Origin of the sequence: Minwuia thermotolerans, assembly GCF_002924445.1 — a bacterium.
Taxonomy (GTDB): Bacteria; Pseudomonadota; Alphaproteobacteria; order Minwuiales; family Minwuiaceae; genus Minwuia; species Minwuia thermotolerans.
Window position 1 is genome coordinate 13,313 of record NZ_PIGG01000023.1, and the last position, 16,277, is coordinate 29,589.

Here is a 16,277-nt window from a genome sequence, read left to right on the forward strand (position 1 = left end):
GGCATCTCTCATGGGCTGCCCGGACAAGCCGGGCAGCGACGAAGGGGGAAGACGCCCCCGCGTGCGTGCGGCAATATCAGCTATGCCGGAGCCGCGCTGTGTGCCGGCCCGTCCATCCCACACAGCGCGGTTTCAAATCACATCACCGCGCCGATCTGCCAGGGCAGGAACTCGTCATCGCCGAAGCCGAGCCGCTCCGAGCAGGTCGGCTCGCCGGAAGCCGTAGCCAGGATCTTCCGGAAGATCTCTTCGCCCATCTCGGCGACCGACTTCTCCCCGTCGATGACCAGGCCACAATTGACGTCCATGTCGTCGGACATGCGGCCGTACATCGCCGAATTCGTCGCCAGCTTGATCGACGGCACGGGCTTGCAGCCGAATACCGAGCCGCGCCCCGTGGTGAAGCAGACCACGTTCGCGCCGCCGGCGACAAAGCCTGTCACCGAGACGGGGTCGTAGCCGGGCGTGTCCATGAACACGAAGCCCTTCGATGCGATCCGCTCGCCATAGGCATAGACGTCGGCCAGGTTCGTGGTGCCGCCCTTGGCCGCGGCGCCGAGAGACTTCTCGAGGATGGTGGTCAGCCCGCCCTCCTTGTTGCCGGGGCTGGGGTTGTTGTCCATGGAGCCGTCGTTCTTCGCGACATAGTCCTCCCACCAGCGGATCCTGGCGATCAGCTTGTCGGCGACTTCCGGGCTGACCGCGCGGCGGGTCAGCAGATGCTCGGCGCCATAGATCTCGGGCGTCTCGCCGAGACAGGCGGTGCCGCCATGGCGGACCAGCAGGTCGGCGGCTGCGCCAAGCGCCGGGTTGGCGGAAATGCCTGAATAGGCATCCGAGCCGCCGCACTCCAGCCCCAGGATCAGTTCCGAGGCCGGGATCGGCTCGCGACGGAAGGCGTTGGCGTGAGGCAGCATCTCCTTCACCAGTTCCACGCCCTTGCGCACCGTCGCCGTGGTGCCGCCCGAGTCCTGGATGGTGAACATGTGCAGCAGCGGCCCCGGCTTCAGTCCCTCGACATCCATCATCATGCCGAGCTGGGCTGCCTCGCAGCCGAGCCCGATGAACAGCAGGCCGGCAAAGTTCGGATGCCGCGCATAGCCCGCGAAGGTGCGCGACAGCATCCGCATGCCCTCCCCCGTCGAGGCCATGCCGCAGCCGGTGCCGTGGGTCAGCGCCACCACGCCGTCGATGTTCGGATATTCGGCCAGCATGTCGGGATGACGGAACTGTTCGGCGACGTAGCGCGCCACCGTGGCCGAACAGTTCACCGAGGTGAGAATGCCGATGTAGTTCCGCGTCGCGGCCCGGCCGTTCGCCCGGCGATAGCCGTCGAAGGTCGCCCGCTCGGCCTCGGGCACGTAATCGACCGGCTTCACGTCCTGGCCCACGGCATAGTCGCGGTCGAACATCGCGAAGACGCAGTTGTGGGTGTGGACGTGATCGCCGGGCCGGATGGCGCCTTCGGCAAAGCCGATGATCTGATCGTATTTCCGCACCGCCGCGCCGTCGGCGATGGCGGAAAGCGCGATCTTGTGGCCGGCCGGGATGTGATGCGCCGCCTTCACGCCGCCCCCGATCTCAGTGCCCGGCAGGATGTCCACGCGGGCCACGGCCACGTTGTCCCTGTCGTCGAGCCGTATCGTCAGCGCCTCGGTCATTGCCGCCTCCCTTGTTTCGTTACCGAATATAGCCTTCGGCGCACGCATGCGACAGATGCAACCCGCCGGACATTCAGGGCTATGACAAGGCGGAAGGGCCCCGTTATGATCCGCCGCAGCTTTCGCAGGCGCCGCGCCGCAATCTGTCCGCGCGGCCGATCAATCGCAGAAGGGGAGGAACTTCATGGAATTCATCCAGACCGAACGCAGCCTGGAGATGCAGGAACGCATCAGCGCGTTCATGGACAAGTACGTCTATCCCAACGAGGAGAAGATGTCGGACGAGATCGCCGAAGGCGACCGCTGGCAGCCGATTCCGACCCTCGAGGAGCTGAAGAAGGTCGCGAAGTCGGAAGGCCTGTGGAACTTCTTCCTGCCCGAGCACGAAGGCGGCCCCGGCTTCACCAACCTGGAATACGCTCCGCTCTGCGAGATCATGGGCCGCTCCCCCTTCGCCTCCGAGATCTTCAACTGCTCGGCGCCGGACACCGGCAACATGGAAGTGCTGGCCCGTTACGCAACCAAGGAGCAGCAGGAGCGGTGGCTGACGCCGCTGCTGGCCGGCGAGATCCGTTCCTGCTTCGCCATGACCGAGCCCGAGGTCGCGTCCTCCGACGCCACCAACATCCAGACGCGGATCGAGCGCGACGGCGACGAATACGTCATCAATGGCCGCAAGTGGTGGTCGTCGGGAATCGGCGATCCGCGCTGCAAGATCCTGGTGCTGATGGGCAAGACCGACCCGGACAACCCCGATCGCTACAAGCAGCAGTCCATGATCCTGGTGCCGCGCGACACGCCGGGCATCACCGTCAAGCGCATGCTGCCGGTCTTCGGCTATGACGACGCGCCGCACGGCCATGGCGAGGTGATCTTCGACAATGTCCGCGTGCCGGCCGAGAACATCCTGCTGGGCGAGGGCCGCGGTTTCGAAATCGCCCAGGGCCGCCTCGGCCCGGGCCGCATTCATCACTGCATGCGCTCCATCGGCGTGTCCGAAAGGGCGCTTGAGAAGATGATCAAGCGGCTCAAGTCCCGCGTCGCCTTCGGCAAGCCGGTGATCGAGCAGTCGGTCTGGAAGGAACGCATCGCCGAGAGCCGGATCATGATCGACCAGAACCGCCTCTATGTGTACTACGCCGCCTGGCGCATGGACACGGTGGGCAACAAGGAAGCCCGCCGCGAGATCGCCGGCATCAAGGTCTCGGTGCCGAACATCGCCTGCAAGATCACCGACTGGGCCATCCAGGCCCATGGCGGCGGCGGCGTCACCACCGACTTCGGCACGGCGTCGATGTACGCGCACCAGCGCACGCTGCGTCTGGCCGACGGTCCGGACGAGGTGCACCGCGACCAGCTCGCGCGGCTGGAAATCCGCCGCTGGAACTGATGCGTCGGTGACGCGTCATCCCGGCCCCCGGGCCGGGATTCAGCCATCGAAAAATGAGGGAAGGCCGGGGTTCGCGCCCCGGCCTTCTTTCGTCGGCCCTTGGCGCGGGAGGCGGCGAGGTCTATGTGAGACGACGTTCGCGCCCATCCCCTTCCGCTCCAGCTTCGGGACTCATGCCGCTTCGCCCCTTCCTCATCGCGCTCGTCCTGATCGCCGTCGACCAGCTCAGCAAGATCTGGCTGATCTCGGTCATGGAAGGGCGGGAGTGCACCATCATCGACGGCCTGCCGGAGATCTGCCGCCCGATCGAGATCCTGCCCTTCTTCAACATCGTCATGGTCTGGAACACGGGCGTGAGCTTCGGGATGTTCTCCGATTCCGGCGCACCGCTCATCCTCGGCCTGATCAATCTGGCCGTCGCCACGGCGCTGGCGGTCTGGCTGGCGCGCGCCGAGGGCCGGGCGCTCCGCGCCGGCCTGACGCTGGTCATCGCCGGCGCGGTGGGCAACGCCATCGATCGTTTCGCCTATGGCGCGGTCGCCGACTTCTTCGACGTCCATCTGTCGGGCGCCGCCGCGCAATGGGCGATCGACACCTTCGGCACCAACCACTGGCCCGCCTTCAACGTTGCCGACATGGCGATCTCCGTGGGCGTCGTCCTGCTGCTTTTCGATTCCTTGTTCGCGCGCGGGGATCGTTCTAAAAGGGCGCCATGAATCAGCAGATCATTCGCACCGGCTTCGGTTTCGCCGCGCTGCTTGTCCTGGCCCTGGCCATGAGCGGCTGCGACAGCGCCCGCGGCATCCTCGGTCTGGAGAAGACGTCACCCGACGAATCGCGTGTCACGGTCTTCTCGCCGCTGGTGGTCCCGCCGGAATTCAGCCTGCGTCCGCCGGGATCGGGTGGCGTCGACCAGTCGGCGCTGCCCCGTGTCAACCGGCCGCAGCAGCGCGCCGTGATTACTGCCGACGGCCGCGTCGTCGGCGGCGTCGACGGCAGCGAGACGGTCCCCGACGACGCCACGGTCGGCGAACTGGCGCTGCTGCGCCAGGCCGGGGCGCTGACGCCGCCGCGCGGCGTTCGCGGCCTCGCCGCCCAGCAGGAACGCGCGCTCGAGCGCCTCAACACGACCCTCACCGACCTGGTGCTGTTCGACCGCAGCAGCGGCGAGACCCGCGAAGCCACGCCCCAGGAACGCGCCACGATCGAGAAGCCCGGCCTGTTCTGATCCTCCCCCTTCGGGGTGAATGACGCGAACGCGACTTGCGCAGCCGGACCCGCGCCGCCAAATGACCGGCAGACGGTCACTTGATGACGACGGAGGGCCTTACGTGCGACCCCTGATTGCGGGCCTGGCTGCAGCCATGGTCCTGACGCTGTTCGCGCCGCGCGCCGACGCCGGTCTGTTCGATCCGCAGACCTTCACCCTGGACAACGGCATGGAAGTGGTGGTCGTCCCCGACCACCGCGCCCCGGTCGTGGTGCACATGGTCTGGTACCGCGTGGGCGCGGCGGACGAGCCGAAGGGGAAGTCGGGCATCGCCCACTTCCTGGAGCACCTGATGTTCAAGGGCACGGAAAAGATTCCGCCCGGCGAGTTCTCCAGGATCGTCGCCGCCAATGGCGGCCGCGACAACGCCTTCACTTCCCAGGACTACACCGCCTATTTCCAGGTCGTGGCGAAGGACCGCCTGCCGCTGATGATGGAGATGGAGGCGGACCGGATGGTCAATCTGCGCCTCGATGCGGAGAGCGTCGCGACCGAGCGCCAGGTCATTCTGGAGGAACGCCGCCAGCGCACCGACGCCACGCCGCAGGGCCAGTTCGGCGAGCAGGTGCAGGCGACCTTCTATCTCTCGCACCCCTACAGCGAACCGATCATCGGCTGGGAGGAGGAAATCGGGTCCCTGACGCGCGAGGACGCCCTGGCCTTCTACGAACAGTTCTACGCGCCCAACAACGCCATCCTCGTCGTGGCCGGCGACATTACCGCCGAAGAGCTGAAACCCCTGGCCGAGAAGCATTACGGCGTCCTGCCGGCCAACGAGGCGCTGGAGCGCCCCACCCTGCCCCATGAACCGCCGCACCGCGCGGCCCGGCGCATCACCGACAGCGACCCCCGTGTCGCCGAGCCGAGTTGGCAGCGCCAGTACATCGCCGACAGCGCCAACTGGGGCGAGCCGGACAACGTCATCGCCCTGCAGGTGCTGGGCGACATCCTGGGCGGCGGCTCGACCAGCCGGCTCTACCGCGCTCTGGTCGTCGAGCAGGGCATCGCGGCCTCCGCCGGCGCCTGGTATTCCGGCGTCAACCGCGGCCCCGGCGCCTTCGGTCTCTACGCCACGCCGGCACGCGGCGCCGACATCGAGGATCTGGAGCGCGCCGTCGATGCGGAGATCCGCCGGGTCATCGAGGACGGCGTAACACAGGAAGAACTGGACCGCGCCCGAACCGTGCTGCTGGCCGAGGCGGTCTACATGCGCGACAGCCTGAGCCAGGGCGCGCGCGTGTTCGGCTCCTCACTGGTCGCCGGCCTCACGGTCGAGGACGTCGAAAGCTGGCCCGACCGGCTCCGCGCCGTCACGGTCGACGACGTCGTGCGCGCCGCGCGGGCCAATTTCCGTCCCGAAGCCTCGGTCACCGCCATTCTGTCGCCGGAGAACCCGTCATGATGAAGGGCGCCATGTTTCTCACTGCCAAGTTCGCAGCCATCCTGCTCGTCGTCACTGCCGTGGCCGCCGCGGGCCGGCCCGCCGCCGGTTCCGAGATCGTCGAAGTCACTTCGCCGGGCGGCGTCACTGCCTGGTTGAAGCAGGAAGAAGCCATTCCGATGATCGCGGTCTCCGCGATCTGGCGTGACGGCGGCGCTGTTTCCGACCCGGAAGGCAAGGCCGGCCGGGCCAACCTCGTTTCCGCCCTGCTGGACGAGGGCGCCGGCGAGATGGACAGCCAGAGCTTCCAGACCCGCCTCGAGGAGCATGGCGTCCGCCTTTCCTTCGAGGCCGGAAGGGACACATTCGGCATGTCGCTGCAGACTCTGACGCAGAACGCCGGAGAGGCCTTCCGCCTGGCAGGTCTCGCCCTGACCAGCCCGCGGTTCGACGCCGACGCGATCGAGCGGATGCGCCAGCAGATCCTGATCCGCATCGCGCGCGACCTGCAGAACCCCAACGCCATCGCCGGCCGTGTCTTCTCCGAGGTGGCCTTCGGCGACGATCCCTATGGCCGCAGCATCGACGGCACCCAGGAAAGCGTCACCGCGATTGCGCGCGACGACCTGACCGGCTTCGTGGACAACCAATTGGCAAAGGATCGCCTGATCGTGGGCGTCGTCGGCGATATCTCGCCCGAAGACCTGAAACCGCTGCTGGACGTGGCATTCGGCGGGCTGACCGAAACCGCCGCTCCTGCCGCCGAGGACAAGGCGGAGCTACGTCAGCCGGGTGTGCGGCGCGTCGTGCCCTATGACACGCCGCAGACGGTCTTTGTCTTCGGCGCCCCCGGTCTCGCCCGCGACGATCCCGACTACGAGGCGGCCCGGGTGATGAACCACATCCTCGGCGGCGGCGGCTTCTCCAGTCTGCTGACCGAGGAAATCCGGGAAAAGCGCGGGCTGACCTATGGCGTCTACAGCTATCTCCGGCCGATGGACCGGGCCGCGCTCTGGCTGGGCGGTCTGTCGACCAGCAACGACAAGGCCGGCGAGGCGCTGGACCTCCTCAAGGAAACCATCCGGCGCTTCCGCGAAGAGGGACCCAGCGACGAGCAGATCGAGAAAGCCAAGGCCAACATCAATGGCGCCTTCCCGCTCAGCTTGACCTCGAACCGCGCCATCGCCGACCTGCTGGTCGCGCTGCAGCGCTACGATCTGGGCAAGGATTATGTCGAGCGGCGGCCGGAACTGATCAACGCCGTCACCCGCGAGGACGTCATGCGTGTCGCCGAGGACCTCCTGAATCTCGATCGGTTGATCGTGACCGCCGTCGGCCTCCCCGAAGGTCTGGCCGAGAAGACCTCCGAGACACAGTAACGGCGCGGCACGGCCTTGCCGGGGCCGTGGCGATTTGCGAGTTTTCGAGGGGACTTCGGATCGGATCGTCATGGCCCAGCCATTCGACCACTATATCGACGCCTGTCTGGAGGCGACCGTCAGTGACGGCGGCCTGAGGGAGGACAGCTTCCGCTCGCTGATCGAACGCGGCCGGCCGGCATTGCGCGAGATACGCGGTGAGCTGGCGCGTGGCGGTCTGCCCCATTTCGGCCTCGCCTCGCGCCGCGACGACCTGCGCGTCATCGAGAGCCTGGCGATGCGTCTCAGGGAAGATTTCCGGCGGGTGGTCATTCTCGGCACCGGCGGCTCCAGTCTCGGCGGCCAGGCGCTGGTCGCCATCGCACCGGCAGCGGAGCGACGCAGGCTGGTCTTCGCCGACAATCTCGATGGCGGCGGCTTCGCCGAACTGCTGGCCGACTGCGAACCCGCGCGGACCCATTTCGTCGTCATCTCCAAGTCCGGCAGCACCACCGAGACCCTGGCGCAGACCTTCGCCGTGCTCGACTGGGCGCGGCGGCAGAAGCGGCCGCTGGATCTGCCCCGCCACTTCACCGTGATCACCGAACCCGGCGACAACCCGCTCAGGCGGCTGGCCGACCGGCTGCGCCTCCCCCTGCTGGACCACGACCCGGAAGTCGGCGGGCGGTTCTCGGTGCTGTCGCTCGTCGGTCTCTTGCCCGGCCTGATCGCCGGTCTGGATGTCATGGCGGTGCGCAAGGGCGCGGCGCTGGTGTTCGAGCGCGCCATCGCAGAAGAGGACCCCGCCCCCCTTGCCGCCGCGGCCCTGGCCGTGGGCCTGGCGCGGGAGCGCGGTCGCACCCAACAGGTCATCTTGCCCTATGCCGGCGCGCTGGAGCGCTTCGCGCAGTGGCACCGACAGCTCTGGGCTGAAAGCCTCGGCAAGAACGGCCGCGGCGTGACGCCGGTGGCTGCGCTGGGGCCCGTGGACCAGCACAGCCAGCTCCAGCTCTGGCTGGACGGGCCGGCGGACAAGAGCTTCACCGTGATTACCGTGGCCGAGCCGGAGCCCGGACCGATGATCGAACCGGACCTGATTCAGGATCCGGACCTCGGCTATCTCAGCGGCCAGAGCCTGGGCGCCATCGTCAAGATCCAGGCCCGGGCGACCATCGAGACGCTGGTGGATCGCGGCCATCCGACGCGGATGATACGCCTGCAGCGTCTGGACGAACGCACGCTGGGCGGCCTTTTCATGCACTTCATGCTGGAGACGGTGCTGGCGGCGCACTTGCTGGGCATCAGCGCCTACGGACAGCCGGCGGTCGAATCGAGTAAGAAACTGACGAAGCAGTATCTCGCCGCCGGATAGGAACTTCTCTCTTGGCCATTCGCCGCCTGCCCGAGACCACCGTCAACCGCATCGCCGCCGGCGAGGTGATCGAGCGGCCGGCCAGCGCGGTCAAGGAACTGGTGGAGAACAGCCTCGATGCCGGCGCGCGCCGCGTCGACATCGTGCTGCGCGACGGCGGCCGGTCGCTGATCTCCGTCGATGACGACGGCGCCGGCATGGACCGCGACGACCTGCAGCTCGCCATCGAACGCCATGCCACCTCCAAGCTGATGGACGACGACCTGCTGGCCATCGCCCAGTTCGGCTTCCGGGGCGAGGCCCTTCCCTCGATCGGCGCGGTCTCACGCCTCGCGATCGAGAGCCGCGCCGCCGGCCTGGATACGGGCTGGTCCATCACGGTCGACGGCGGCCGGGTCGGCGAGGCGAAGCCCGCGCCGCGCGCCGCCGGCACCCGTGTCGAGGCGCGGGATCTGTTCTACGCGACGCCGGCGCGGCTGAAGTTCCTCAAGACCGACCGGGCCGAGTTCGGCGCCACCCTCGACACCATCAAGCGACTCGCCATGGCGCATCCCGAGGTGGGCTTCACCCTGAAGGACGGCGAGCGAACGGCCTTCACCGCTTCCGCCGAACAGGGCGAATTGCCGGACCGGCGCGCGGCGCGTCTCGGCCGCGTCATGGGCCGCGACTTCATCGACAATGCACTGGCGATCGAGGCCGAGCGCGAGGGCGTCCGGCTGACCGGCCTCGCCGCAGTGCCGACCTACAATCGCGGCAACTCGATGCAGCAGTACATGTTCGTCAACGGCCGGCCGGTACGCGACAAGCTGTTCGTCGGCGCGGTGCGCGGCGCCTATCACGACTTCCTCTCCGGCGGCCGCCATCCGGTCGTCGCGCTGTTTCTGGAGATCGAGCCGCACGCGGTGGACGTCAACGTGCACCCGGCCAAGGCCGAAGTCCGTTTCCGTCAGCCCGGCGTGGTGCGCGGCCTGATCGTCGGCGCGCTGCGCTCGGCTCTGGCGGAAGCCGGCCACCGTGCTTCCACGACAGTCGCGGGCGCGGCGCTCGGCGCCTTCCGGCCGGCTTCCGCGCCGGCATCGCGGGAGCTGTTCTCCCGGCATCCCGCCGCCTATGCCGCCCAAGTCCGGCCGCAACCCGCGGCGATGGAAGCGGCGGCGCGCTGGCAGGCGCCTTCGCCGGACGATCTCGCGCCGCCAAGTGCAGCGCGCGTGGCGGAGGCGAACGAGAACGATTCCGACTATCCCCTCGGCGTCGCCCGCGCGCAGCTGCACGAAACCTACATCGTCGCGCAGACGGGCGACGGCATCGTCATCGTCGATCAGCACGCCGCGCACGAGCGCCTGGTCTACGAACGCATGAAACGGCAGATGGCCGAGAGCGGTGTCGCCCGTCAGGGCCTGCTGCTGCCCGAGGTCGTGGAGATGGACGAGACCAGCGCCGACCGGCTGGAAGCGCGCGCCGGCGAGATGGCGGAACTCGGGCTGGTCTACGAGCGCTTCGGCGCCACCGCCGTGGTGGTCCGCGAGACTCCCGCCCTGCTCGGCCGCTGCGCCGTGCGCGGCCTGATCCTCGACCTCGCCGACGAACTGGCGGAGCTGGAGACAGCCAACGGGGTGAAGGACCGGCTGGAGGAAATCTGCGCCACCATGGCCTGCCACGGCTCGGTCCGCTCGGGCCGGCGGCTGGCCGGCGAGGAAATGGACGCCCTGCTCCGCGAAATGGAACGCACGCCCCATTCGGGCCAGTGCAATCACGGCCGCCCGACCTATGTCGAACTCAAGCTCGCCGACATCGAGCGCCTGTTCGGGCGGCGCTAGAGAAACGTCGCGTCGGTGGGCAGGCCAAAAGCGACGCGGCCGGTCAACTCCCAGGTCGCCGGATTGACCATCATGTGCTGGGTCATGACGTGCGCGTCGCGGAAGCGGCGCTGCAGCGGCGACTTGAGATAGACGGAATCCCCGCCGGCCAGGTCGTACATGACCCGCGCCACGTCGGCCGATGTCCGGGTGGCGTGCGTCGCCGCCAGCCGCAGATCGGCGCGGGCTTCCACGTCGAGATCGTCGCCCGCCTCGGCCAGGGTCCAGGCGCGGCCCACCGCGTCCTCCATGAAGGCCGATGCGCCGCCCAGCTTCGCCCGCGCCTGCGCCAGTTCGGACTGGGCGTAGCCGCGTTCGGCCAGCGTGCGCCCGCCGCCGGTCGGCTTCTTCGACGCCGCCAGGGCGACAAGATCGTCCAGCGCCGCCCCGGCATTGCCCAGCGCCACCGCCGCGATGCCGAGCGCCAGCAGACCGAAGGTCGGAAAACGATAGAGCGCGCCGTCATGGGTCGCGACGCTCGTCATCATCGAGACCGCGCGCGCTTCGGGCACGAAGATGTCTTCGACCGCCATGTCGCCCGAGCCGGTGCCCTTCAGACCATGACTCATCCAGGTGTCGATCAGTTCCGCCTCGGCGGCGGGAAAGATCATCATCCGCGAATCCGGCGCGCCGTTGGGCAGCTTCGCGATGCCGTCGCCCTCCCGGATCACCGCGCCGCCGGACAGCCAGGTGCAATTGGCGCTGCCGCTGGCCCAGGCCCAGCGTCCGGTCAGCCGATAGCCGCCGTCGACCGGTTCGGCGCGGCCCATGGGCGCGAAGATACCGCCATAGACGCCCAAGGGATCGCCGTAGATCTCGCGAGCCGTCTCATGGTCCAGGAAGCCGGATTTGTAGGCCGATGTCGCCGCGATCATGACGCACCAGCCTGCCGAGGCGTCGGCGGCGGCGACGCGGCGCATCGCCGCGAGCGACTCCGAGACCGGCAGTTCCAGCCCGCCCAGGGTCTTCGGGATCATCATGCGGAATAGCCCCGCCTTCGCCATCGCCCGGGCGACGTCGGCAGGCAGCCGCCTCGCGGCCTCGATCTCGTCACCGCGCCCGGCGACGTCGGCGAGAAGCGCCTCGGGAAGGGTCATCTTCATCGCTTCGCCTCCGGCTCGAAAGGGTCGGGGGCCAGACGGGCCAGCCGCCGGCCGCGGTTCTCGCCCCGGAACAGACCGGCGAAGGCCTCGGGTATCGATTCCAGTCCCTCGCCGATCTCGTCGCGCCATACAATCTCGCCGGCCAGCACGTGCTCCGCCATGGCGCGCTCCGCATCGTCCCAGGGCAGATCGTCGAACACCACCAGACCCTGCATCTTCAGGCGGTGGGTGATGAAGGCGCGGGTATTCTGCAGTCCCGGCGGATCGACCTGATTGTAGGCGGCCACCTGGCCGGAAACCACGATGACGCCGTTCAGGTTCATCGACGGGATGACCGCGTCGATCATTTCGTTGCCGACATTGTCGAACAGGATATCCACGCCGTCGGGCGCGGCTTCGGCCACCGCGGCGGCGACGTCCATCGATCGGTAGTCGATGGCGTGATCGAAGCCGGCTTCGTCGACCAGCCAGCGGCACTTTTCCAGCCCGCCGGCGACGCCGATCACCCGGCAGCCCTCCAGCCGGGCGATCTGTCCCGCCGCCGAGCCCACGGCGCCGGCGGCGCTGGTCACCACGACCGTCTGGCCGGACTTCAGCCCGCCGACACGCCTGAGGCCGAACCAGGCGGTCATGCCCGAAACGCCGAGCACGCCCAGCCACGGACTGAGCGGCAGGCGGCGGTCGGTGATGCGGCGGATGAAGCCGCGCCCCTTCGAGACCAGATGCTCAGCCCAGCCTTCGGCGAGAGAGACGATATCGCCCGGCACATAGTCGGGATGGCGGCTCTCGATCACCTCACCGACGGAAAAGGCGCCGACCATCTCGCCCAGCTTCAGCGGCGGGACGTAACTCGCCTGACCGGACAGCCGCGCCCGGGTGCCCGGATCGACGGAAAGCAGGATATTGCGGACCAGGAAGCGGCCGTCCGCCAGGTCGGGCAGCTCGTGGTCCACGATCTCGAAATCGTCCGGCGACGGCACGCCTTCGATGTAGCGCTTCAGCACGATGCGCCGCGTCTTCTGCCCCATGTCGCCTCCCCGGTTCGCGAGTCCAGTGTAGAACCTTGCGCCGGGACAGACGCAACGGATTCAACGACGGAAACAGTGCATTTCCCGCGCCGCGCTTGCTAGGGGCCGGGTCCGCAATCAGCTATGGTGCAGCGAAACACGGAAAAGGGAGAGCGTCATGTCATTCGGGCGCATCGATCATCTGGCCTTCATCACGCCGGACCTGGACGGCACCATCCGCTTCTACCGCGATCTGCTCGGCATGGAGCTGTCGCTGGGCATCGGTCATGACGGCTTCCGCCATTACTTCTTCCGGACCGGCGACAACTACGTCGCCTTCTTCGCCTATGAGGGCGCGTCGAAGATGAGGAAGAAGTTCCACGGCCGGCGCACGAAGGAGCCCATCGGCTTCGACCACGTGGCCTTCACCGTCCCGACGCGCGAAGAGATGTTCGAACTGAAGGACCGCCTGGAGGCCGCGGGGCTGGAGGTCACCGGTCCCATCGACCACGGCGCCTTCTGGTCGATCTACTTCTTCGACAACAACGACATCCCGCTGGAATTCGCCTGGAACCTGATGGAGATCGTGGAGACGCCGGCCGTGGTTGACGACGACCTGCCCGCGATCGTCCTGGAAGGCTCGGGTCCGCAGCCCGGTCACTGGCCGACGGTGTCGAACCCGACGCCGCCGGAGGAGATGATCGCGTCGAAGGCGGGCAACGCCTACGCCCTGCGCGCCGAACTCCGGAAGAGCGGAAAGGGCCGGCTCACCCCCGCCGGCGAGATTGCCATCCGGCAGATGGAGGATCCACCGTCGGAAACGGAAGCGGCGATCGGACCGTGAGAGCAGGAGCTTGAGAATCGGCGTCGCCGGCTGCGGCGCCATGGGCCGGCCGATGGCGGAGGCGCTGATCGCCGCCGGCTTCGACGTCATGGGCTACGACGTCCGGCCCCTTTCGGAGTTCGACGATTTCGGCCTGCGCATGACGGGCGATCCAGCGGAACTGCCAGGGCGCTGCGGTGCCGTGATCTCGGTCGTGCGCGACGCGGCCCAGACCCGGGAATTGCTGGCGGCGATGGGCGGGCTGCCGCCGATTCTTGTGCTCTCGTCCACCCTCTCACCCCGTTTTGTCCGGACGCTCCGTGACGAACTGCCGGCGGCCACAGCGCTGGTGGACGCGCCCATGTCCGGCGCGCCGTACCGGGCGCGGTCGGCGACGCTCACCTTCATGGTCGGCGGCCCGGATGACGCGGTGAGGCAACTGATGCCCGCCTTCCGGGCCATGGGCGAGGAAATCCACGTGCTGGGAGCGACCGGCGCGGGCGCGGCGGCCAAGGTGCTGAACAATTTCGTCGCCGCGGCGGGCGTCGCCGCGGTGCGCACGGTACTGGCGCAGGCCGGGGCTCTCGGCCTGCCGCCGGAACGCCTGCTCCGGGTCATGCGCTCCAGTTCCGGCGGCACCTGGTATGGCGACAACCTGGAACGGATCGACTGGGCGGCGGAAACCTACGATCCCGCCAATACCATCGGCATCCTGGAAAAGGACGTCACTGCCTATCTCGACGCGGTCGCCGGAGACAGGCCGGCGGACGGCCTGACGGAAGCGGTGCTGGAAAGACTGCGCGGCCTGCCGGCGTTGCCCGACCTGGACGATCAGGGACGGGTGTAGAAGCGCCGCGGCCCGGCCTTGGGCAGGGCCTCGATGCGGTGTCTGTTCAGTTCCAGCCACTGACAGAGCCGGGGCCGCGTCTCCCGCGGGTCGATGAGGTCGTGATAGGCGAAGCTCTCGGCGCGGGAGAACGGCGACTGGCGCTCCGCCATCTTCCGCTCCAGGTCCGCGCGCAGCGCCTCCGGGTCGGCGGCGGCGGCGATCTCACGGCCAAAGGCGACGGCGACACCGCCCTCGACGGGCAGCGGCCCCGACTCGGCCGACGGCCAGGCCAGGACATGGGCGTGATTGCCGTAATGCGCCGCCGCGGCGACACCGAAGCTCTTCTTGATCACCACCGAACACCACGGCACCTCGCAGCTCGCCGCGGCCAGCACCGCCGCCGTTCCCGGCCGGATGGTGCCGGCCTTCTCGGAATCCGGCCCGATCATGAAGCCGGGTTCGTCCACGAAGGCGACGACCGGCAGGTGGAAGGTCTCGCAGAACTCCATGAAACGCCGGGCCTTGCGTGCGCCGTCGGCAGTCATCGCGCCCGCGTAGAAGCGGCAGTCATTGCCGAACACGCCGACGGGCTGACCGTTCAGACGCGCCAGGCCGACAATCTGACCCGGCCCGTACTGCCGGCCGGTCTCGAAGAAGCTGCCGCGGTCGACCACCATCTCGATGAGCTTGCGCTGGTCGTAGGCGCGGCGACGGTCCGTCGGCACGATATCGGCCAGCGCATCCTCGCAACGGTCGACCGGATCGTCGCAATCGGCGACCGGCGGCAGATGGTCGACATTGGGCGGCAGGTAGCTGAGGAAGCGGCGGATCTGGCGGAAGGCGTCGTCCTCGTCGTCAGCAAGATTGTCAACCGCGCCGCTCTTAAGGTGTACCTGCGGCCCGCCCAGCTCCTCCTTGGTCACGGAAACGCCCAGGGCGCGCTCCACCACCGCCGGACCGGCGATCAGGACCTGGGCCGTCTCCTTCGTCATGACGCTGAAATGGCTGGCCACCAGCCGCGCCGCCGGCAGGCCGGCGACGGGGCCCAGCGCCGCGGCGGCCACCGGTACGGTGCCCAGCGTCTGCGCCACCGACAGGAAGCGATGCGGCTCCCCCACAGAAGAACCCACAGGACCCGAGGCGCCCTTGCCGCCGGAACCGGTGACCGAACCGCCGCCGCCTTCATGCAGGCGGATCAGCGGAACGCGATAGCGCAGCGCCACGTCCTCGGCATAGACCGACTTGCGCAGCCCGGCAGGCGTGGGCGAGCCGCCGCGCACGGTGAAATCCTCGCCGCCGACGACGCAGGTCCGGCCTTCGACGCGGCCGAAGCCGAGGATGAAGTTGGCCGGAGTGAAACCGGGCTTCCCGCCGTCTTCCACAGGTTCGGAGACGCCGGCCGTCCGGCCCAGTTCGGCGAAACTGCCCTCGTCCAGCAGCCGCCCGATCCGCTCCCTGAGGGTCAGCCGGCCCTTGGCGTGCTGGCGCCCGACGGCCTCGGCCCCGCCCTGCTCCGCTGCCAGTTCGCGCCGCCTTTGAATCTCGTCGATGCGTTCCTGCCAGCTCACGCCTGACGCCTCCCCGTTCGATGCCGCGCGCAGCCGATGATGACGCGGCGCAGACAAAAGAAAACCCGGAAGGCGGTCCTTCCGGGGTCGGTTCCATCAGGTTGTCGGGCTGACCCGCGCCGGGTCAGGCCTTGGCGCGGCGGCGTCCGCCCCGGCCGAGGCCGATCGCCTTGGCCATCTCGGCGCGCTTCTTGGCGTAGTTCGGCGCCACCATCGGGTAGTCGGACGGCAGGTTCCACTTCGCCCGGTATTCTTCGGGCGACATGTCGAAGTTGGTGCGCAGATAGCGCTTCAGCATCTTCAGCTTCTTGCCGTCTTCCAGACAGATCAGGTAGTCGGGCGTGATCGAACGCCGAATGCTGACCGCCGGCTTCTGGTTTTCCGGTTCCGGCTCCTCCACCGCGGTGCCGGCGGAGGCCAAGGCCGCATGAATACGGCTGATCAGCTCCGGCAGTTCATCGGAAGGAACGACGTTGTTGGAGACATAGGCCGCAGCGACTTCCGCCGTCATCTCCAGCAAATCCTGATGGGTCGGAGCCCCACCTTCCGCTGCATTCGCGTTCATATCTGATACTCCTGATTCTGGACCGTTCAGTCGGTTACTGGATTCGATACGTACTATGCGCCTCGAATTGCCGCGAACTTAACAGAGAACGCCA

Annotated in this window: 14 protein-coding genes; 9 read left to right on the top strand and 5 right to left on the bottom strand. The window is 68.2% G+C overall.

All coding sequences use genetic code 11. From position 1 onward, the window contains the following. Positions 1-137: 137 nt before the first annotated feature. Entirely contained in the window at positions 138-1,661 is a 1,524-nt protein-coding gene (locus CWC60_RS04890; RefSeq protein ID WP_109792877.1) for a UxaA family hydrolase, read from the bottom strand. Between the two features lie 184 nt (positions 1,662-1,845). Between CWC60_RS04890 and CWC60_RS04895 the strand changes: the two genes are divergently transcribed. From CWC60_RS04895 to mutL, 7 genes are all read left to right on the top strand, one after another. Next, entirely contained in the window at positions 1,846-3,051 is a 1,206-nt protein-coding gene (locus tag CWC60_RS04895; RefSeq protein ID WP_109792878.1) for an acyl-CoA dehydrogenase family protein, read from the top strand. A gap of 173 nt (positions 3,052-3,224) precedes the next feature. After that, positions 3,225-3,767 (top strand): signal peptidase II, encoded by a 543-nt coding sequence (lspA, locus tag CWC60_RS04900; protein WP_109792879.1) that lies wholly within the window; start codon positions 3,225-3,227, stop codon positions 3,765-3,767. Then, complete coding sequence (locus CWC60_RS04905; protein WP_109792880.1) at positions 3,764-4,279, top strand: DUF3035 domain-containing protein; 516 nt, start codon at positions 3,764-3,766, stop codon at positions 4,277-4,279. The genes lspA and CWC60_RS04905 overlap by 4 nt, the downstream gene beginning before the upstream one ends. Positions 4,280-4,382: 103 nt before the next feature. Next, positions 4,383-5,723 carry a M16 family metallopeptidase gene (locus CWC60_RS04910; protein WP_206419773.1) on the top strand — a complete coding sequence of 447 codons (1,341 nt, stop codon included), beginning with the start codon at positions 4,383-4,385 and terminating at the stop codon, positions 5,721-5,723. Then, positions 5,720-7,081 carry a M16 family metallopeptidase gene (locus CWC60_RS04915; RefSeq protein ID WP_109792882.1) on the top strand — a complete coding sequence of 454 codons (1,362 nt, stop codon included), beginning with the start codon at positions 5,720-5,722 and terminating at the stop codon, positions 7,079-7,081. The genes CWC60_RS04910 and CWC60_RS04915 overlap by 4 nt, the downstream gene beginning before the upstream one ends. Positions 7,082-7,151: 70 nt before the next feature. Beyond that, the gene (locus CWC60_RS04920) at positions 7,152-8,432 is read left to right on the top strand and encodes a glucose-6-phosphate isomerase (protein WP_109792883.1); all 1,281 of its coding nucleotides are present in this window, start codon (positions 7,152-7,154) and stop codon (positions 8,430-8,432) included. 11 nt (positions 8,433-8,443) lie between these two features. Further along, on the top strand, positions 8,444-10,249 hold the full coding sequence (mutL, locus tag CWC60_RS04925) for a DNA mismatch repair endonuclease MutL (protein ID WP_109792884.1): 1,806 nt from the start codon (positions 8,444-8,446) through the stop codon (positions 10,247-10,249). On the opposite strand, the gene CWC60_RS04930 is transcribed toward mutL, so the two are convergent. Together CWC60_RS04930 and CWC60_RS04935 are read right to left on the bottom strand one after the other, a co-directional pair. Further along, positions 10,246-11,391, bottom strand: a complete 1,146-nt coding sequence (locus CWC60_RS04930; protein WP_109792885.1) for an acyl-CoA dehydrogenase family protein — start codon at positions 11,389-11,391, stop codon at positions 10,246-10,248. The two genes, mutL and CWC60_RS04930, sit on opposite strands and share 4 nt — an antisense overlap. Further along, positions 11,388-12,419 carry an NADP-dependent oxidoreductase gene (locus CWC60_RS04935; protein WP_109792886.1) on the bottom strand — a complete coding sequence of 344 codons (1,032 nt, stop codon included), beginning with the start codon at positions 12,417-12,419 and terminating at the stop codon, positions 11,388-11,390. Before CWC60_RS04935 ends, CWC60_RS04930 begins: the two co-directional genes overlap by 4 nt. A 157-nt stretch (positions 12,420-12,576) precedes the next feature. On the opposite strand from CWC60_RS04935, the gene CWC60_RS04940 reads away from it, so the two are divergent. Both CWC60_RS04940 and CWC60_RS04945 read left to right on the top strand, forming a co-directional pair. Continuing rightward, entirely contained in the window at positions 12,577-13,242 is a 666-nt protein-coding gene (locus tag CWC60_RS04940; RefSeq protein WP_109792887.1) for a VOC family protein, read from the top strand. Beyond that, entirely contained in the window at positions 13,184-14,068 is an 885-nt protein-coding gene (locus CWC60_RS04945) for an NAD(P)-dependent oxidoreductase (protein ID WP_109792888.1), read from the top strand. The genes CWC60_RS04940 and CWC60_RS04945 overlap by 59 nt, the downstream gene beginning before the upstream one ends. On the opposite strand, the gene CWC60_RS04950 is transcribed toward CWC60_RS04945, so the two are convergent. Both CWC60_RS04950 and CWC60_RS04955 read right to left on the bottom strand, forming a co-directional pair. Continuing rightward, complete coding sequence (locus tag CWC60_RS04950) at positions 14,053-15,618, bottom strand: acyl-CoA carboxylase subunit beta (RefSeq protein WP_109792889.1); 1,566 nt, start codon at positions 15,616-15,618, stop codon at positions 14,053-14,055. The two genes, CWC60_RS04945 and CWC60_RS04950, sit on opposite strands and share 16 nt — an antisense overlap. 124 nt (positions 15,619-15,742) lie before the next feature. After that, positions 15,743-16,183, bottom strand: a complete 441-nt coding sequence (locus CWC60_RS04955; protein ID WP_109792890.1) for a Ros/MucR family transcriptional regulator — start codon at positions 16,181-16,183, stop codon at positions 15,743-15,745. Positions 16,184-16,277 lie beyond the last annotated feature (94 nt).